Genomic DNA, 17,890 nt, shown 5'->3' with positions numbered 1-17,890 from the left:
AAGGGCCTCAGCTGCTCAGCGGACGGAGCGGGAGGGGCGGGCGGCCCGGCGTAGGCCGGGCCGCCCGGGCAGGCTACGCGAAGTGCTTCGGCAGCGTCGCCTCGTGGGCTTCCTTCAGCTCGGCGAGCGGGAGGGAGAACTGGCTCTGGAAATCCAGGGCGCCGATCTCCGTGTCCACCACGCCGATCCGCATGTGCGCGAAGCCGCGGGCGGAGCACATGTCCTTGAACCGGACCTCTTCGCTGCGGGCCACGCTCACGACGGCGCGTGCCTGGCTTTCGCTGAAGAGTGCGGTGAACAGGTCCACGCCGTCGCGCTCGCAGAGCTCGCCGAGGCCGATCCGGGCGCCCACGCCGAAGCGCAGCGCCATGTCGGCCAGGGCCGCGGCGAGGCCGCCCTCGGAGAGGTCGTGCGCGGCGTCGATCATGCCGTCGCGGGAGGCGTTGACCAGCAGTTCGCCCAGCAGCTTTTCGGCCGCCAGGTCCAGCTGCGGCGGCTGCCCGCCGAGGTGGCCGCGCAGGTTGGCCCACTCGGAGCCGTCCAGTTCGTCCTTGGTCACGCCCATCAGGTAGATGGCCTGGCCGTCTTCGCGCCAGCCCGACGGGGTGCGGCGGGAAACGTCGTCGAACCGGCCCAGCACGCCGACCACCGGGGTCGGGTGGATGGCCACGCCGCCGGTCTGGTTGTAGAGCGAGACGTTGCCGCCGGTGACGGGCACGCCGAGCTCCATGCAGGCGTCGGACAGGCCGCGCACGGCCTCGGCGAACTGCCACATGACCTCGGGGTCCTCGGGCGAGCCGAAGTTCAGGCAGTCCGTGACGGCCATCGGCACGGCGCCGGTGGTCGCAACGTTGCGGTAGGACTCGGCCAGCGCCAGCCGGGCACCCTCGTACGGGTCCAGGTAGGCGTAGCGGCCGTTGGCGTCCGTGGAGATGGCGATGCCCAGGCCGGTTTCCTCGTCCACGCGGACCACGCCGGCGTCGTCGGGCATGGCCATGGCGGTGTTGCCCTGCACGTAGCGGTCGTACTGGTTGGTTACCCAGTCCTTGGAGCACATGTTCGGCGAGGACATCAGTTCCAGTACGGCGGCCTTGAGCTCCTCCGGAGAGGACGGCCGGCCGGCGTCCGCGGCGGAGCCGGTGAACGCGTCGCCCTGCACCTTGTCCAGCCATTCCGGCTGGTGGAACGGCCGCTCGTAGACCGGGCCCTCGTGCGCCACAGTGCGGGGATCGACGTCGACAATCTTTTCGCCATCCCATTCGATGATGAGCCGGCCGGTGTCGGTGACCTCGCCCAGCCAGGAGTACTCGACGTCCCACTTGGCCATGATCGCCTCGAACGCCTCGACGTTCTCAGGGGTCACGACGGCCATCATGCGCTCCTGCGACTCCGACATCAGGATCTCGCCCGGGGTCAGGGACGGGTCGCGCAGCAGCACGCTGGTGAGCTCGATGTGCATGCCGCCGTCGCCGTTGGAGGCCAGCTCGGAGGTGGCGCAGGAGATGCCGGCAGCGCCGAGGTCCTGGATGCCCTCCACCACGGAGGCCTTGAACAGCTCGAGGCAGCACTCGATGAGCACCTTCTCCGCGAACGGGTCGCCGACCTGGACGGCGGGCCGCTTAGCCGGCTTGCCGGACGATCCAGCGTCGTCGAACGACTCCGAGGCCAGCACGGAGGCGCCGCCGATGCCGTCGCCGCCGGTGCGCGCGCCGAAGAGCACCACCTTGTTGCCGACGCCGGATGCGTTGGCCAGGCGGATGTCCTCGTGCCGCATGACGCCCACGGCCAGCGCGTTGACCAGCGGGTTGCCCTGGTAGACGGAGTCGAAGACGACCTCGCCGCCGATGTTCGGCAGGCCGAGGGAGTTGCCGTAGCCGCCGATGCCGGACACGATCCCGTGCACCAGTCGGGCGGTGTCCGGGTGGTCGATCGCGCCGAAGCGCAGCGGGTCCATCACTGCGACCGGGCGGGCGCCCATGGAGATGATGTCGCGGACGATGCCGCCGACGCCGGTCGCGGCGCCCTGGTACGGCTCGACGAAGGACGGGTGGTTGTGGGACTCCACCTTGAAGGTCACGGCCCAGCCGTCGCCGATGTCGACGACGCCGGCGTTCTCGCCGATCCCGACGAGCAGGTGTTCCTTCATCCTCTCGGTGACCTTGTCGCCGAACTGGCGCAGGTGCACCTTGGAGGACTTGTAGGAGCAGTGCTCGCTCCACATCACCGAGTACATGGCCAGCTCGGCCGCGGTCGGGCGGCGGCCGAGGATCTCGACCACGCGCCGGTACTCGTCTTCCTTCAGGCCCAGCTCGGCCCAGGGCAGGTCCGTGTCCGGCGTCTGCGCGGCGTGCTCCACGGTGTCGATGTTGAACCTGCGTCCCTCGGCATGCTCCACGGCATCCGCGGCACCGCCGAAGCTCTGCACATGCTCGTTGCGCAGCTCCTCGGGCGTGGCCAGATGGGTCTCGACGCGAGCGCCGGAGGTGCGGTTGGTCTCAGTCATTTACTTGGCACCTGCCACAATCTTCTTCAGTACGGAGATGAACACGCCAAGCCCGTCCGTGCCGCCGCGCAGGTCAACCGGGCCGGCCGCGGAGAAATCGGGGCCGAATCCGGCCTCGGTCGCATGTTCCGGGTGGGGCATAAGTCCGACGACGTTGCCCGCCGCGTTCGTGATGCCGGCAATGTCGCGGCGGGACCCGTTGGGATTGGCGCCGACGTAGCGGAAGGCCACGCGGCCTTCGCCCTCGAGCTCGTCCAGCGTCTTCTCGTCCGCCACGTACTGGCCGTCCTGGTTCTTCAGCGGCACCACGATCTCGTCGCCCGCGGCGTACTCGCTGGTCCAGGCCGTGTCGGCGTTCTCGACCCGCAGCCGCTGGTCCCGGCAGATGAAGTGCAGGTGGTTGTTCTTGATCATCGAGCCCGGCAGCAGGTGCGCCTCGGTGAGGACCTGGAAGCCGTTGCAGATGCCCAGCACCGGCATCGGATAGTGCTTCGCCTCGGCGGCGTCCACCACCTGGTCCATCAGCGGGGCGAAGCGGGAGATGGCGCCGGCGCGCAGGTAGTCGCCGTAGGAGAAGCCGCCCGGGATGATGACGGCGTCCACGCCCTGCAGGTCGTGGTCGCCGTGCCACAGGCTCACGGCTGTGCCGCCGGCCAGCCGGACGGCGCGGGAGGCGTCCCGGTCATCCAGCGTGCCGGGGAAGGTGATGACGCCCACGCGCGCGCCGGAGAGGCCGCGGTCGGGGGCCGGCGAGAAGTCGCCGATCAGGGGAGTTTCAGACATTATTCGCCGGCTCCGATGGTCGCGTCGACAATGACCTCCACCCGGGTGACGTCCTCGATCACCGGGTTGGACAGCAGGGTGGCGGCGGCGTGACGGGCCTGCTCGAGGATCTCCTCGGTGACCTCGCCCTCCACGGTCAGTTCAAACCGCTTGCCCTGGCGGACCTCGCCGAAACCGGTCTGGCCCAGCCGCCGCAGCGCGCCGGCAATGGCCTTGCCCTGCGGATCAAGGATTTCGGGTTTGGGCATGACATCAACAACGATCCGTGGCAACGGTCACTCCTGTGTTGGGAACGGGCTCTTCAACGAAGCGAGGCGCGCGGAAACCGCTGCACGATCTGTGCAGGAAAAGTGCCGTCTCACGCTGATCCAGCGCTCCGCGAGCTTGCACCCTCCATTCTACCGGCTGAAGCAAACCGCGAATTCTACGCCAACGGCGCCAACTGTCAGTAGCATCGGTCTATGGCAGAGAAACCACAATCCATGCTCCTGCCGATCATGGCCGCCGCCGTGTTCTTCGGCCTTGGCCGGCTCGTCATCCGCAAGTACCGCGGCGACCGCCAGGCGGCGCGCGCCGCGCAGGAAGACCTGGCCCGCCGGGTCAGCGAGGCCGTGCGCAACCCCCGCCCCTAAGCGGCCCCTCGCCCTGACAGCGGCGGGCCCGCCGCGCCCGACGCCAGCCCTAAACCTTCCCGCCAGCCCCGCCGAGCAGGTCCTTCATGGCGTTCCATTCGGAGATCTGGCAGCCGTCGGTCAGCGTGAACGTCTTGTTGACCTCGCGCCCGTCGATGGTGCCGGTGACGTGGGCCTGCTGCGGGCCGCCGTACTCCTGCGTGCAGGCGCGGTTGGGGTCGGGCTGGGTGAAGAAGACGTTCTCGGCATGCCGCACCAGCGCCGCGCAGGCCGCGTCCGGGTCCTGGACCGTGGAGCTTTCCATCGGTTTGGAGTCGACGCACACGAGCGTCTTTTCCTCCTTGTAGTCCGCGCCGGAGGTCGAGACCGAGATCTTCAGCTTGGCGTCCACGGGGGCTCCTTCCGCAGGGCTCGACGGCGGCGCGCTGCCGGGTTCGGTAGGGCTGGCACCGGGGCTGGTGGCGGAGGCCGGCGGGCTGGTTTCCCCTGGCTCCTCGCCGCCGGGCGCGCAGCCGCTCAGGAGCAGCGCGAGCGCCGCGGGCATGCTCAGCAGGGCCAGTGCTGTTCTCGAACCAACTCGTTTGCGGTCCATGTTCTCACCCTTCGATCGTCTCCAGCGCGGCCAGCAAGCGGTCGCGCAGGCGTTGCGATTCATCCGCGAAGCCGCGCTGGGCCGCCGCGTACTGCGCGCGGCCCTCGGCGGTTTCGATGCGGATCGGCTCATACCCCCAGGCGGCGAGATCATACGGCGAGGCCTGCATGTCCATCTCGCGGATCCGCCAGGACAGTTCGAAACAGTCCATGACGAGTTCGCCGGGCAGTGCAGGAGTAAGCTTGTAGGCCCATTTGTAGAGGTCCATGTTGGCGTGCAGGCAGCCGGGCTGTTCCATGTCCCGCTGGTTCTCCCGGCTCAGCCGCAGGGTATTCAGCGGTGCCGCCTGCGGAGTGTAGAAGCGGAAGGCGTCGAAGTGCGAGCAGTTGATCCGGCTCGCCTCGACCACTCCGTCCGTGCCCTCCGCGCCGAGCCGCAGTTCCAGGTACTCGTGCCGGACGCCGTTGAGCCGTGACTTGTAGACCATGGCCCATTCGTGCAGGCCGAAGCAGGCGAACCGGGCCGGGCGCCCCGCGGTCGCGGCCAGGATGGTCCGGGTGAAGGACACCGTCTCGGCGCGCTCGCGAAGGAACCGCTCGGCGTCGAAGGTGACCGCACCGCCGTCGTTAATGTCCTGTTCCGCGCGCTCCGCGTCCGTCAGTGTGCGGTAGTACTTCCAGGCGGCGCGTTCGGCCGCGGCGTCGCCGGTGAGTACGACGCCGGCGCCCGGGTGCCAGCGCAGCAGCTGGCCCGGTTTCTGGGTGTAGTAGGTGAAGAGGAAGTCCTCGACCGGGTGCTTGCGCCCCGCCGAGCGGCGCTCCAGGTACGGCCCGGTGAACCGGGAGGCGCGGAGCTGATGCGCTGCCTCGCGAGCCTGCCAGTGCTCGGGGCCCAGCACTTCCAGCCGGGTCAACTGCGACTGCATGATTCCATTGTCGCAGGGACGGGCGGCTATATCACTTCCTCAGGCTCGGGGATAGACTTTGACTGGTTATTGGGTGGGACTTTTATGAGAATTCCTGAAAGGGTTCTTTGAGACTATTTCGTCCGCTATTTTGAGCTCACAGATCCCGCCGGTAGTGGCTTCGGCTACGCAGTTGGGGGGAGGGGCCGGCCCAGTGGCCGGAACGCCAGCCGCCCGGAGTTGATACGTTTCCGCGTCGGGCAGCGAGCAGCCGGCGGGTCTGGGGGCCGGACCAAGTTGGTCCGTCCCACAGGGATGAAAGGCGTTCCAATCTCATGACCAAGCAAAGCAGAGGCTTTGTGCGGCGACGCTCCGTCCGCGCCGCCACGGCACTCGCACTGGGATTACCCCTCGTATTGTCCAGCCTGGCCGGCCCCGCGGCCGCCGTCGGGCCCGCCGCCGGTCCTTCGGGGCAGCCGAGCGCCCAAGCCTACAAAGACGGCCAGTACATCGTGATGCTCAAGGGCCAACCTTTGGCGACCTACGACGGCGGGGTGGCCGGCATCGCGGCGACCAAGCCGGCCAAGGGCAAGAAGGTGGACGCGGACAGCCCGCAGGCCCGCAAATACGCCGCCCACCTGAACCGGAAGCAGCAGGAGGTCGCGGCCGCGGCCGGCACCGCCGTCGGCGAGAGCTTCACGACGGCGGTCAACGGCTTCACGGCCGACCTCACCGCCGAGCAGGCAGCGATGCTGGCCAAGAACCCGCAGGTGCTTTCCGTTTCCGAGAACGAGCAGCTCAGCCCGGACTATTCCAGCACCGAGTTCCTCGGCCTGCCCGGCGAGGACGGCGCCTGGGAGCAGCGGTACGGCGGCGCGGCCAATGCCGGCAAGGGTGTGGTGGTCGGCGTGATCGACACCGGCTACTACCCGGCCAACGCGTTCCTGGCCGGGGACAAGGCCAGGAAGCTGAAGCAGGGCGAGAGCCCGCAAGTGGGCCAGCCCTACCTGACCACCGACGGCAAGATCGCGATGCTCAAGGCGGACGGCGAGACGTTCATCGGCGAATGCCAGAAGGCCCAGGACAATAGCCGGGACTGGAAGGGCAGCGAATGCAACAGCAAGGTCCTGAGCGCCCGGTACTACGCCGAGGACTTCCTGAGGCTCGTACCGCCGGCCGAGCGTGACCCGAAGGAATCGATCTCGCCGCTGGACATCGCCAGCCACGGCACCCATACCGCGACCACCGCGGCCGGCAACGACGGCGTGAAGACGACCGTGGACGGCCGCGACTTCGGCGAGGGCTCCGGCGTCGCACCCGAAGCGAAGGTCTCGGTCTACAAGATCTGCTGGGAGGACACCAACCCCTCCACCGGCGGCTGCTTTGCCTCGGCCTCGGTCGCGGCCATCGAACAGGCGGTCAAGGACGGCGTCGATGTGCTGAACTACTCGATCTCCGGCAACAACAACTCGGTGCTGGACCCGGTGGCCCTGGCGTTCTTCAACGCGGCCGCAACCGGCATCTTCGTGTCGGCCTCGGCCGGTAACTCCGGCCCGGCGGACACCACCGTCAACCACAGCGCGCCCTGGCTGACCACCGTCGCGGCGAGCACGTTCTCGAACGAGCTGCAGGGCACGGTCGAACTCTCCGATGGCTCCAAGTACCGCGGCGCCTCCATCATGAGCTCCGAGGTCCCGCAGACGGCCCTGATCCTCTCGCGCAACGCCGCGGTCAAGGATGACGGGAAGAAGGAGACAGACGAGACCGAGAACGCACGGCTCTGCCTGCCGGGCTCGCTCGACGCGGCCAAAGCCACGGGCAAGATCGTGGTCTGCGAACGCGGCGTCAACCCCCGCGCGGAGAAGTCCGTGACGGTGAAGGACGCCGGCGGCGTCGGCATGGTCCTGGTGAACGTGCCCATCGGTTCCCTGGACCTGGACCTGCATGCGGTGCCCACCGTCCACATCAACGACGACGGTTTCCTCGCCAAGGTTGCGGCGGGCTCCGGCCTGACCGCGGCGCTGGTCGACCACGACACCACCGGCCAGCCCGAGCCCCCGCTGCCCCAGATTGCGGACTTCTCCTCGCGGGGCCCGTCCACGGCGGTCGGCGGCGACCTGCTGAAGCCGGACATCGCGGCGCCCGGCGTCGGCGTGCTGGCCGGCGTCTCCCCGCTTGTAGGCGGCGAAAACTTCGGCTTCATGTCCGGCACGTCGATGGCCGCGCCGCAGGTCGCCGGCCTGGCCGCGCTGGTGCTGGGAGAGAACCCCAAGTGGTCGCCGGCCGCGGTGAAGTCCGCCATGATGACCACGGCCGCCGACGTGCAGACCGCAGACGGCGAGGCCAACGATGACAAGTTCGCCACCGGCGCCGGCGAGGTCGACGCCGCGGCGATGGCCGACCCGGGCCTGGTCTATGACGCCGGCGTGCTGGACTGGGCGGGCTTCCTGGAGACGGCCTCCGGCGGAGACGTCTGGCCGGACGTGGATCCCATCGCCGCCAAGGACGTCAACGTTCCGTCCATCGCGCTGGGCACCCTGACCGGCCCGGTCACGGTAACCCGCACGCTGACCGCGCTCGAACCTGGCAGCTACTCCGCGGCGATCGACGTCCCGGGTGTGGACGCCGTCGTCGAGCCCTCGCAGCTCGACTTCACCGAGGCGGGCCAGTCGCTGGACTTCACCGTCACCTTCACCAATGACAGCGCCGCCTACGGCAAGGCGGCGATGGGCGAGCTGACCTGGTCCAGCGAGGACCACACCGTCACCGCGCCCGTGGCCCTCACCCCGGTGGCCGCCCTCGCCCCGCCCGCCGTCACCGTGGATTCCGCCGCCGCTTCCGGCGAGCAGACCCTCGACGTGACCTCGGGGACGGACAACCCGATCGACATCACCGTGGAAGGTCTCGCCAAGGCCAACGTGCTGACTGAGGAGAAGACCCCGGATCCCAACCAGATCACCGCGGCCAGCTCCGTCATCAGCAAGCTCACGGTTCCGGAGGGCGCCACCACGGCACAGTTCGCGATCAACGCTGCGGCTGAGACGGCGGACTGGGACCTGTACGTGAAGACGCCCGACGGCCAGCAGATCGCCGTCGCCACCGCCAACACGAGTGAGAGCCTGACCCTCACGGCGCCCGCGGCCGGCGACTACGAGGTCATCGGACATCTGTGGGGCACCTCGGACGGCGCGGCCACCGCCACCGGCACGCTCAACACCGCAGCCCTCACCGGTGACGCCGGAAACCTGACCGTCACGCCCGACCCGCTGGAGCTGCCCAACGGCCAGTCCGGCAAGGTCACGGCCAAGTGGAGCGGGCTCGGCTCCGGCAGCTGGGTCGGCCTGGTCAAGTTCGGTGACAGCGCCTCCACCGCCCTGACCATCAACGTCCCGTAGCGGCCACCCGCCGGTTCGTCCGGCCCGGAAGGAGCCCCGTCCCCGCGGCGGGGCTCCTTTCATGCCCGGAGGTCGGACGGACGCGCCCTCCGACCTCCGGTGGCCGACCGCGGCCCCTCGCGGCTTCGCTTCCTGACCCGTTCTCCCGAGCTCCGCAGCTCGTGCCCCGGGGGCCTGGCCGCCAAGGTTTCCGCCGCCTCGAGCCCAGGGCGCCTAGCCATCACGGCTTCCTGAGCCGGCCGTCACCTCGAGCCCCGGGCGCTAGCCGCCGCGGCTTCCAGGGCGTGCAGCCGCCTACCCCGTGCGCCTAGCCGCCGCGGCTTCCTGAGGTTGCCGCCGCCTCGAGCCCGGGTGACCACCGCGGCTTCCCGAATTACCCTCGGTTCAGCGCTTATTCCCTGCTTTAACCTTCAAGCAAGGCCCTGACCTGTGGCGATGCCCGAGGTGGAGTTAATGGCTGGGGAGTTCGCCGGTTGGCCTGGTGCTTCTCGCCGACGTGCCAGCCGCTGCGACCCGACCTCCTGCTCCAACCGCAGCGAGCCCCTGCTCCCGCCACAGGCCGCTTCCTGATCGAGCGCACCGGCAATGGACACGATTAGACCTGCTGAACAGCTTTAGCCTTCAAGCAGCCGGCTGACTTGGGCGTTTGTCTTGCTTGAAGGCTAAAGCTGTACGGCTTGGCCCGGGCGGCGGGAGGCGGCGTCGGATGGAGGGGCCAGACGGCGGCGGGAGGTGGCGTCGGACAGGCGGGCCGGGCGGTGGGTGTGGGCGTCGGATGGGCGGATCGGGCGGGGAGAGGTCGCGGCCGAAACGAGGGCGGGCGGGCTGCTGAGCGCAGGTGGCCAGACCGTCAGGCGGCGCGCTGGGCGGCGTCGATGAGCCGCCGCATGGAGGCGTTGAGCCCCGCAGCATTTCGCGGTCCAGCTCCAGCCGCTCCAGCATGGTTCCCGGAACGGCCAGCGCCCGCTCGCGCAGCCCCGCCCCGGCGTCGGTCAGCTCGATAGCCAGTGCGCGCTCGTTGCCGGCGACGCGCTCGCGGGTGACCAGCCCGGCGCTTTCCAGCCGCTTGAGCATGGGGGAGAGCGTCGCCGGCTCCTGGGCGAGCGCCTCGCCGAGCTCCTTCACGGTGCGCGGACTCTGCTCCCAGAGCGCCAGCATGACCAGGTACTGCGGGTGGGTCAGCCCCAGCCCCTCCAGCACGGGCTTGTACGCTGCGACGACGCTGCGCGAGGCCACGGAGAGCGCAAAGCAGAGCTGGTGCTCCAGCAGCAGGTCCTCCGTGCGGTCCGAGTCAACCGTCACAGCGCATCACGCCCTTCCGAATAGTTAGTGCACTAATTGTTAGCGTAGAGTGGTTCATGCATCCAGTCCAATCGTCGGCACGCGCAGGAAGGGGTCCCTCTATGGGCCAGAAAAAGTCGGGGGCGCAGCGGTTCATGAACATCACGGGCAAGCTGCGCGTGATCTTCGGCCCCGCGCAGAAGAGCGGCGTGGACCATCCGATGACGGAGGAGAACAAGGAGCTGCTCAAGGTGCGCGAGGCCGAGGCCGAGCAGTGGCAGACGATCCGCCGGGCGGACGGCAGCACCTACATCGTGCCCAAGCAGCAGTAGCGGACTACACTGGGGATCACCGGATTCTTACCCCGTTAAGAAGGTGATTCAGATGGCTGGGAATTCGAGTTTCATCCGCGGTTTCATGAGGATTACGGCCCGAGCGGCCAAGGTCTGGGGACCTGCGGACAGGATTGACAGTGACACTCCCGTAGTGCACCGGCACGATGATGCCGAGTTGTCCTCCGAGGAGCAGTTGGCGGAAATCGAAGTGGAACGTGATGCTGAAGGCCATGCCTACGCGTTCCGCAAACGCCACGAGCCGACCTGACCGGTCTGCCCTTAACTATCAGGAAAACAACGACGGCGATCCCCGCGTGAGTCGGGCATCGCCGTCGTTATTTTGTGGCCTGCTGGGCCGGACCAGGTCCTAGCGCCCGGTGCCGCCGTAGACCGTTGCCTCGTCCTCGCTGTCCAGGTCGAACGCCGAGTGGACTGCGCGCACGGCCGTGTCCAGCAGGTCCGCATGGGTGACGATGGAGATGCGGATTTCCGAGGTGGAGATCATGTCCACGTTGACGCCGGCCTTATGCAGCGCCTCGAAGAACTTGTAGGAGACGCCCGGGTTGGAGCGCATCCCCGCCCCGATCAGCGACAGCTTGCCGATCTGGTCGTTGTAGTCGATGCTCTCGAAGCCGACGGTGGACTGGGCCGCGTGCAGCGCCTCGAGGGCGTCCTTGCCTTCCACGATCGGCAGGGTGAAGGAGATGTCCGTCTTGCCCGAGCCCTGGGTGGAGACGTTCTGCACGATCATGTCGATGTTGGCGTGCGCGCCGGCGACGATGCCGAAGAGCTCGGCCGCCTTGCCCGGGATGTCCGGGACGCCGATGATCGTGACTTTCGCCTCGGAACGATCATGGGCCACGCCGGAGATGATGGGCTGTTCCATGGGTTCTCCCTCTTGGATCTTGATTTTGTCGTCGGGGCTGGGCAGGACCCAGGTGCCTTCGTGGGTGCTGAACGAGGAGCGGACGTGGAGCGGCACACCGAAGCGGCGGGCGTACTCGACGCAGCGCAGGTGCAGGATCTTGGAGCCGGAGGCGGCCATTTCCAGCATTTCCTCGCTGGAGATCTTGTCGATCTTCCGGGCGCTGCCGACCACGCGCGGGTCGGCGGTGTAGATGCCGTCGACGTCCGTGTAGATCTCGCAGACGTCGGCGTCCAGCGCCGCTGCCAGGGCCACCGCAGTGGTGTCCGAGCCGCCGCGGCCGAGCGTCGTGATGTCCTGGCTTTCCTGGCTCATGCCCTGGAAGCCGGCCACGATGGCGACGTCGCCCTTCTCCAGGGTGGTCTTCACCCGGTGCGGCGAGACGTCGATAATGCGGGCCTTGCCGTGGATGGCGTCGGTGATCATGCCGGCCTGGCTGCCGGTGAAGGACTGCGCGGTGGCCCCGAGTTCCTGGATGGCCATGGCCAGCAGCGACATGGAGATGCGTTCGCCGGCGCTGAGCAGCATGTCCATCTCGCGCGCGCTGGGATCGGACGTAATCTGTCCGGCCAAGTCCAGCAGCTCGTCAGTGGTGTCGCCCATGGCGGAAACCACCACAACTACATCGTTTCCTGCCGCCTGCGTGTCGACCACGCGCTTGGCGACGCGCTTAATGCCGTCGGCATCGGAAACGGAGGAACCTCCGAACTTCTGAACTATCAGACTCATGCGTTCTCTAAACAACTCCTGGTTGTGGCCTGCCGGCAGCCCGGTCGGTAGGCAATGGAAATCGGCCGCCGGATACGTCGGCTGCAGACAGCGGCGGCATGGCAAGTCTAACGCCGCGGCCCGAGCGCGGGAGAATGCGCCGGGCAGTATGACCTTTCCCCGGGGAGCGTACGACGGCGGGTGGCGGGTGTGGCGGGCGGCCTTAGGTCAGGTTGCGGCGGCCTTCGAAGGCGCGGCCCAGCGTCACTTCGTCCGCGTACTCCAGGTCGCCGCCGACCGGGAGCCCGGAAGCGAGCCGGCTCACCGTGACGCCGATGGTCTTGAGCATCCGGGCCAGATAGGTCGCCGTGGCCTCGCCCTCGAGGTTGGGGTCGGTGGCGATGATGATTTCCTGGATCTGGCCGTCGGAGAGGCGGTTGAGCAGTTCGCGGATGCGCAGCTGCTCGGGGCCAACGCCGCCGATCGGATTAATCGCGCCGCCGAGCACGTGGTAGCGGCCCTTGAAGGACCGCGTGCGTTCGATCGCGATGACGTCCTTCGACTCCTCCACTACGCAGATCGCGGTCGGATCGCGTCGCGGATCGCGGCAGATGTTGCAGGTTTCCTGCTCGGACACGTTGCCGCAGATCGAGCAGAACTTGACCCGCTCCTTGACGTTCGTGATCGACTCCGAGAGCCGCTTCATGTCTTCCGGATCGGCCTCCAGGATGTGGAATGCGATCCGCTGCGCCGACTTCGGCCCGATGCCGGGGAGCCGGCCGAGCTCGTCAATTAGCTCTTGGACGGCGCCTTCGTACACTGATCCTCAATCTCCTGACCTGCTTTAGGAACCGTCGAGGCTCCGTTCTTCCACCAGCCGGCCGCCCAGAATCCGCTCAATCGCGGCGCGGCCCACCAGCCCGGAGTCTTCGATGGCTACATCGTCCTCGCTGGGAATGTCCTCGACGTAGCTCAAGCTTATGCCACCGGGCTGACCGTTTTGGGCCGGTTCGGTCGGACGGTTCCGCGCCTCGGTCGCCCGGGCCTGCTGCAGCAGCATCTGGTAGCGGCTCATCGGCTTGCCCGGCTCGGGCTGCATCGGGGCAGCAACGGGTGCGGGGGTCACAGGGGAAGCGGGCGCAGCAGCGGGGCGGTTGGTCGACGACGGCGGGGCCGCGGCCGGGGCCGGTCCGCTTACGGTCGGCTGGGCCGGGGCCGCTGACGATGCTTTCCGGGCCGGGGCTGCCTGAGGCATCCGCCGGCCGAAGCCCGGATCCTCCGGGGGCGGCCCGTCCCACTCATCCGACGGCGGCTCGTCGTCGGAGAAGGGGATGTCGTCGTAGGGCGACGATGGAACCGACGCAGCCTCCGGGGATGCCTTCGGCGGCTCCCACACCTGGCCTTCGTTCTCCGGTGGCGCGGCCGACCGGGACGGTTCCCAGGCGCGGCCTTCCTGCTCACCCGCGGCCGGGCGGCTCGGCTGCGCCGGCTGCGCCGTTTGCATCGGCTGGGCCGGCCGGACCGGCTGCTGGGCGGCCTGGGGCGGCCGGTTGGCGAGGTGCGCGAAGACGGGCTGTTCACCCGGCACGGGCGGCGGCAGGTTCACGGGACGAGCCTGCGCCTGGGGCGGGGCGGATGCAGCCGCCCCGGCGTGCTGCATGCTGACTGCGGAGTCCGCACTCGCCGCAGACGGAGCCGAGCTCGGTGACCAGTTCGCCGACGCTGCGCTCTGCGCCGAGGGTGCCGTGTGGGCGGACTGGCCCGATGCGGCCGACGCTGCGCTCTGCGCCGAGGGTGCCGTGTGGGCGGACTGGCCCGATGCGGCCGTCGCAGCGGAATGGGCCGAGGGCGCCGTGTGTGCCGACTGGCTCGAGACCGGCGACGCCGCGGAGGGGGCCGACGACTGCGCTGCGGGCCCTGGCATGCCGGGGGAGTTGGCGCTCGCCGCAGAGGGCGCGCTTGCCGCCGAGTAGGCAGGCGACTGGGCGCTGGCGGCAGACATGCCGCTCGGCGCAGTCGAGCCGCTGGATGAACCCGAGCCGGAGGGACCATTGCCGACAGCCGCGGCGGGACCGGACGCCGGGCCGTCGGCCGGAGTCTGCTCATGGACCGGAGCCGGGGCCCGGGTGGCCGCGGCTGGTGCGTTGTCGACCGGAGCCGGGGCGCTTGCCCGAGACTCGTCGGAAGCCGTGTTTACCGGGTTGGAGGCGGCGAATGGTGCAGTGGCAGGCTGGTGTTGCGGACCGGCTGCCGGCTGGGGCCGGCTAGCGCCTTTTGGGCCGGATTCACCCGCCGCCCCGGATCCACCGGCTGTGATATCAAGCTGGACGTCGGTCCCGAGCACTTTGAAGATGCACTGCCTCAGCATGCCCGCGTTCTCTTGTTTGCTCGAGAATGCCGTCATGGCGCCGGTATTCGAGAAGGCGACCGTCAGGGTCCGGCCGTCGAAGCCGGCCAGCGACGCATTGGGCTCGACCGTCATCCAGAGGAACTTCTTCTCCGACTTCAGGACGTCCATGATTTCCGGCCAGGCACGGCGGAACATCTCGACCGACCCGGCGGCACCGAAGCGCGGGGGACCGGCCTGCTGGCCGGTGTCCTGGGACGGCTGCTGGCCCGCGGCGGGACCGGCCTGCTGGCCGGTGTCCTGGGGCGGCTGCTGGCCCGCGGCGGGGCCGGTCGGCTGGGCTGGGTGCTGCGGCGGCGTCGGCTGCTGGTTCGGGCCGGCTTGCGCCACAGCGTTCTGAGGTGATGCAGGCCGCTGCTGTGCTGGTCCGGCGGGGCGGTCGCCGTTACCGGGACGCGGCTGCTGCTGACCGGCGGCAGGACCTGCAGGCTGGCCAGTGTCCTGCGGCGCGATCGGCCGCTGGTGGTTCTGCGGTGCCTGGCCCGCAGGGCCGGGCTGGGCGGCAGGCGGCTGCTGCTGGCCCGCGGCGGGGCTGGCAGACCCCGCGTTGTCAGGCCTATCTCCCGGCCGCTGGGCGGAAGCGGGGGCGGTCCGTGCGGGCTCGGGTTCGGGCTCCGGGACAACGCCCCAGGCTCCGCCCCAGTCGCGGGACGAATCGGCGGAGGCTTCGGGCGCGGCGGGTTGCTGAGGGGAGGCTTGCTGGCGCTGAGGTTCCGCGACGGACCGGTCCTGCCGCGCGGGTGCCGCATTCCATCCCTGCTCGGCCGGGGCGGTCTGGGCCGCGGGTTGCTCGGAAGGGGGCGCTGCGGGAGCCTGCCGGGCGGCCGGTTCCATAACGGCGGAGGCGGCGGGTGCCGTCCGCTCCGATGCAGCAGCTGATGCGGCTGATTGCGGGGCAGCAGCGGCCGGTGCGGCTTGGCGCGAGGCAGAAGCGGCAGCTGGCTGCTCCGGGGCGGAGGCGGCATGAGCCGGTGCCGGTTGAACGGCCGCCGGAGCCGACTGGGCGGCGGGCTGCGCCGCGGCGGGCACCGCTGGCCGGGGGGACTGCTGGGGTTCGGCGGCCTGTCCGCCGGAACGGGCGGCGCGCAGCATCTCACGGACCTGCGCGGCACCGGAGCCCCCGGACGCAGCGCCGCCCCATCCTGCCGCGCCGGACGCGGAAGGCGAGGCTCCGCCGTCGTTGGTGGCACCGGCGTCCGCCGAAACGGGAGCTTCCGGCACGTCCCCGGCGTAGGAGAGCCGGCGTTCGATCCGGTCGACGCGGGCTGCCACGCCGCGCTGGGCCTGGTCCGCCGCGGGCAGCAGGATCCGGGCGCAGAGCAGCTCGAGGTGCAGCCGCGGGGACGTCGCGCCGGTCATTTCGGTCAGCGCCTCGTTGGCGATGTCCGCCGCGCGGGAGAGTTCGGAGGCGCCGAGCTGGTGGGCCTGCGTCTGCATCCGGGCGATCTGGTCCTCTGGGACGCCGCGCAGGATCGTGTGCGCGCTCTCCGGCATGGCCTTGACGATGATCAGGTCGCGGAAGCGTTCCAGCAGGTCCTCGACGAAGCGGCGCGGGTCATGCCCGGTCTGGACAACCCGGTCCACCGCGCTGAACACCGTGGAGGCGTCCGAGGCGGCGAAGGCGTCCACCACGTCATCCAGCAGCGAGGCGTGGGTGTAGCCGAGCAGGGAGACGGCCAGCTCGTAGTCCAGCCCGGCCGGTCCGGCGCCGGCCATCAGCTGGTCCAGCACGGAGAGCGAGTCGCGGACGGAACCGCCGCCGGCGCGGATCACGAGCGAGAGCACGCCGGGAGCCACGGGCACGTTTTCCTGGTTGCAGAGCAGCTCCAGGTACTTCATCAGCGGTTCCGGCGGCACCAGCCGGAACGGGTAATGGTGGGTGCGCGAGCGGATGGTCCCGATGACCTTGTCCGGCTCGGTGGTCGCGAAGATGAACTTGATGTGCTCCGGCGGCTCTTCGACGATCTTCAGCAGCGCGTTGAAGCCGGCCGACGTGACCATGTGGGCCTCGTCGATGATGAAGATCTTGTAGCGGTCGCGCACCGGGGCGAAGGTGGCGCGCTCGCGCAGGTCGCGCGCGTCGTCCACGCCGCCGTGGGAGGCCGCGTCGATCTCGATGACGTCCAGGCTGCCCGGGCCGCCGCGCCCCAGTTCCCGGCACGAGTCGCACGCACCGCAAGGCTCCGGCGTCGGGCCTTTGGCGCAGTTCAGGCAGCGGGCCAGGATCCTCGCCGAGGTGGTCTTTCCGCAGCCGCGCGGGCCGGAGAAGAGGTAGGCGTGGTTGACCCGGTTTTTCTGCAGCGCCGCCATGAGCGGATTGGTGACGTGTTCCTGCCCAATGACGTCCGCGAAGGAATCGGGGCGGTAGCGGCGGTAGAGGGCTGTACTCACAGTAAGAACCCTATCGGTTGCAGTAGGGGCATTTCACTTCCGGCCGGCGGCATGTGGACAGACGGAAAAGACCCCTCATGCACCTGCCAGAGCCCGCTTACCCTTGCTACCTTCCGGTCCTGGGGGAGTTCACAGGATGACACCACATGAGGGGCCGACAAACAGTTTACCCGAGATAAACGGGCGGCCGAAATCGGGTCAGTCCGCGGCCTCCTCCCGCGGAACTTGCGGCGTCTCTTCACGCGGCCGGGGCGGCAGGCTGACGTCGATCGGGAAGGTCATGAATGCGGGGGTCTCGTAGGGGTGGGCCTCCACCGCGGCACTAACGACGGCGGCGCGCAGGGAGCGCGGGTAGATCGCCTCGATCCGGGTCTCGGCTACCTCCTCCGCGGTGCCGACGGCGCCGATGGCCGGGTTGGCTCCGGCCAGCGGGGTGAAGCGGCCGGTTCCCTCCATGCTGAATGAGCAGTGCGAGTAGTTGCCGAGCCGGCCGGCGCCGGCATCCCCGATGGCCAGGCGGACCGCGGGTGCGGCGTCGGTCGGGACGTAGATGACCAGGCAGTCCATGGGCTCCATGGCGGCCAGTCTGCCACGCGGCGCCGACAGTTTCGAGGGACTGCCCCCACGGTTCAGTAAATGCTGGACCGCGATGCCGTGAAGTCCTGGTGAGTTGCCGGAAGGCCGCGCCGCCGCCGTCCGCGAGGCCCGATTCGTTACTTTCGGCCCGGTCGGGTATCCTAGTATCTGCTCTTCATGAGCAATCACCTGGAGGATTCGCCTAGCGGCCTATGGCGCACGCCTGGAACGCGTGTTGGGTTAACGCCCTCGGGGGTTCAAATCCCCCATCCTCCGCCAGTGAAGGAGCCCCGCCGACCCGGCGGGGCTCCTTTCGTTTTTCCGCGCCTGTTTCCGTGCCGCCCGTTCTCGGCCCAGGCGCCAATGCCTTCTCGGCAGCCGCATTTCGGCCCGGTTTCTTTGCCCCGGGTCCGGCTCTCCTTGTATGAGCGGATCTCTTGCCTGCGCCGGCCGAACCT

General features: G+C 69.2%; 12 protein-coding genes, 1 tRNA gene, 1 other RNA gene and 1 pseudogene. 4 read left to right on the top strand and 11 right to left on the bottom strand.

Going from position 1 to position 17,890, the window contains the following annotated elements:
• Positions 1-73 precede the first annotated feature (73 nt).
• The 3 genes from purL to purS are packed head-to-tail and all read right to left on the bottom strand — an operon-like array spanning position 74 to position 3,558.
• A complete protein-coding gene (purL, locus tag OC550_RS19785) occupies positions 74-2,503 on the bottom strand; it encodes a phosphoribosylformylglycinamidine synthase subunit PurL (RefSeq protein ID WP_262107645.1) in 2,430 nt (809 codons plus the stop codon).
• Positions 2,504-3,286 carry a phosphoribosylformylglycinamidine synthase subunit PurQ gene (purQ, locus tag OC550_RS19780; RefSeq protein ID WP_262107644.1) on the bottom strand — a complete coding sequence of 261 codons (783 nt, stop codon included), beginning with the start codon at positions 3,284-3,286 and terminating at the stop codon, positions 2,504-2,506.
• Positions 3,286-3,558, bottom strand: coding sequence for a phosphoribosylformylglycinamidine synthase subunit PurS (gene purS / locus OC550_RS19775; RefSeq protein WP_262107643.1), 273 nt, complete (start codon positions 3,556-3,558; stop codon positions 3,286-3,288). Before purS ends, purQ begins: the two co-directional genes overlap by 1 nt.
• A gap of 189 nt (positions 3,559-3,747) precedes the next feature.
• Between purS and OC550_RS19770 the strand changes: the two genes are divergently transcribed.
• Positions 3,748-3,918, top strand: a complete 171-nt coding sequence (locus OC550_RS19770) for a hypothetical protein (protein WP_262107642.1) — start codon at positions 3,748-3,750, stop codon at positions 3,916-3,918.
• 49 nt (positions 3,919-3,967) lie between these two features.
• Here OC550_RS19770 and OC550_RS19765 read toward each other — a convergent pair whose 3' ends face one another.
• Entirely contained in the window at positions 3,968-4,510 is a 543-nt protein-coding gene (locus OC550_RS19765) for a subtilase-type protease inhibitor (RefSeq protein WP_262107641.1), read from the bottom strand.
• A 4-nt stretch (positions 4,511-4,514) separates the two neighbouring features.
• The gene (locus OC550_RS19760) at positions 4,515-5,435 is read right to left on the bottom strand and encodes a 3-methyladenine DNA glycosylase (RefSeq protein WP_262107640.1); all 921 of its coding nucleotides are present in this window, start codon (positions 5,433-5,435) and stop codon (positions 4,515-4,517) included.
• 314 nt (positions 5,436-5,749) lie between these two features.
• Here OC550_RS19760 and OC550_RS19755 point away from each other — a divergent pair, with 314 nt between their 5' ends.
• Entirely contained in the window at positions 5,750-8,809 is a 3,060-nt protein-coding gene (locus OC550_RS19755; RefSeq protein ID WP_262107639.1) for a S8 family serine peptidase, read from the top strand.
• Positions 8,810-9,659: 850 nt separating this feature from the next.
• On the opposite strand, the pseudogene OC550_RS19750 reads toward OC550_RS19755, so the two are convergent.
• A pseudogene (locus tag OC550_RS19750) lies at positions 9,660-10,111 on the bottom strand (MarR family winged helix-turn-helix transcriptional regulator).
• A gap of 101 nt (positions 10,112-10,212) precedes the next feature.
• Here OC550_RS19750 and OC550_RS19745 point away from each other — a divergent pair.
• Positions 10,213-10,422: a hypothetical protein gene (locus OC550_RS19745; protein WP_262107638.1), complete on the top strand. Its 210-nt coding sequence runs from the start codon at positions 10,213-10,215 to the stop codon at positions 10,420-10,422.
• Positions 10,423-10,792: 370 nt separating this feature from the next.
• On the opposite strand, the gene OC550_RS19735 is transcribed toward OC550_RS19745, so the two are convergent.
• The 5 genes from OC550_RS19735 to OC550_RS19715 all read right to left on the bottom strand — a co-directional run bounded on the left by OC550_RS19735 (position 10,793) and on the right by OC550_RS19715 (position 17,432).
• Positions 10,793-12,079: an aspartate kinase gene (locus tag OC550_RS19735; RefSeq protein ID WP_262107636.1), complete on the bottom strand. Its 1,287-nt coding sequence runs from the start codon at positions 12,077-12,079 to the stop codon at positions 10,793-10,795.
• Positions 12,080-12,281: 202 nt separating this feature from the next.
• The gene (gene recR, locus OC550_RS19730; RefSeq protein ID WP_262107635.1) at positions 12,282-12,878 is read right to left on the bottom strand and encodes a recombination mediator RecR; all 597 of its coding nucleotides are present in this window, start codon (positions 12,876-12,878) and stop codon (positions 12,282-12,284) included.
• Positions 12,879-12,902: 24 nt separating this feature from the next.
• The gene (locus tag OC550_RS19725) at positions 12,903-16,856 is read right to left on the bottom strand and encodes a DNA polymerase III subunit gamma and tau (RefSeq protein WP_262107634.1); all 3,954 of its coding nucleotides are present in this window, start codon (positions 16,854-16,856) and stop codon (positions 12,903-12,905) included.
• A 63-nt stretch (positions 16,857-16,919) separates the two neighbouring features.
• Positions 16,920-17,015: signal recognition particle sRNA small type (ffs, locus tag OC550_RS19720), an RNA gene on the bottom strand.
• 39 nt (positions 17,016-17,054) lie between these two features.
• Positions 17,055-17,432 (bottom strand): hypothetical protein, encoded by a 378-nt coding sequence (locus tag OC550_RS19715; RefSeq protein WP_306556947.1) that lies wholly within the window; start codon positions 17,430-17,432, stop codon positions 17,055-17,057.
• 191 nt (positions 17,433-17,623) lie between these two features.
• Between OC550_RS19715 and OC550_RS19710 the strand changes: the two genes are divergently transcribed.
• Positions 17,624-17,711, top strand: a tRNA-Ser gene (locus tag OC550_RS19710).
• Positions 17,712-17,890: the final 179 nt, after the last annotated feature.

Source organism: Arthrobacter sp. Marseille-P9274, assembly GCF_946892675.1.
In the GTDB taxonomy this organism is placed as follows: domain Bacteria; phylum Actinomycetota; class Actinomycetes; order Actinomycetales; family Micrococcaceae; genus Crystallibacter.
This window is presented reverse-complemented; position numbering and strand designations above follow the sequence as displayed.

Excerpts from the sequence above, each read along its gene's own strand:
- purL (WP_262107645.1), bottom strand. The coding sequence starts at position 2,503 with ATGACTGAGACCAACCGCACCTCCGGCGCTCGCGTCGAGACCCATCTG.
- purQ (WP_262107644.1), bottom strand. The coding sequence starts at position 3,286 with ATGTCTGAAACTCCCCTGATCGGCGACTTCTCGCCGGCCCCCGACCGC.
- OC550_RS19770 (WP_262107642.1), top strand. The coding sequence starts at position 3,748 with ATGGCAGAGAAACCACAATCCATGCTCCTGCCGATCATGGCCGCCGCC.
- OC550_RS19765 (WP_262107641.1), bottom strand. The coding sequence starts at position 4,510 with ATGGACCGCAAACGAGTTGGTTCGAGAACAGCACTGGCCCTGCTGAGC.
- OC550_RS19760 (WP_262107640.1), bottom strand. The coding sequence starts at position 5,435 with ATGCAGTCGCAGTTGACCCGGCTGGAAGTGCTGGGCCCCGAGCACTGG.
- OC550_RS19755 (WP_262107639.1), top strand. The coding sequence starts at position 5,750 with ATGACCAAGCAAAGCAGAGGCTTTGTGCGGCGACGCTCCGTCCGCGCC.
- OC550_RS19745 (WP_262107638.1), top strand. The coding sequence starts at position 10,213 with ATGGGCCAGAAAAAGTCGGGGGCGCAGCGGTTCATGAACATCACGGGC.
- OC550_RS19735 (WP_262107636.1), bottom strand. The coding sequence starts at position 12,079 with ATGAGTCTGATAGTTCAGAAGTTCGGAGGTTCCTCCGTTTCCGATGCC.
- OC550_RS19715 (WP_306556947.1), bottom strand. The coding sequence starts at position 17,432 with ATGGAGCCCATGGACTGCCTGGTCATCTACGTCCCGACCGACGCCGCA.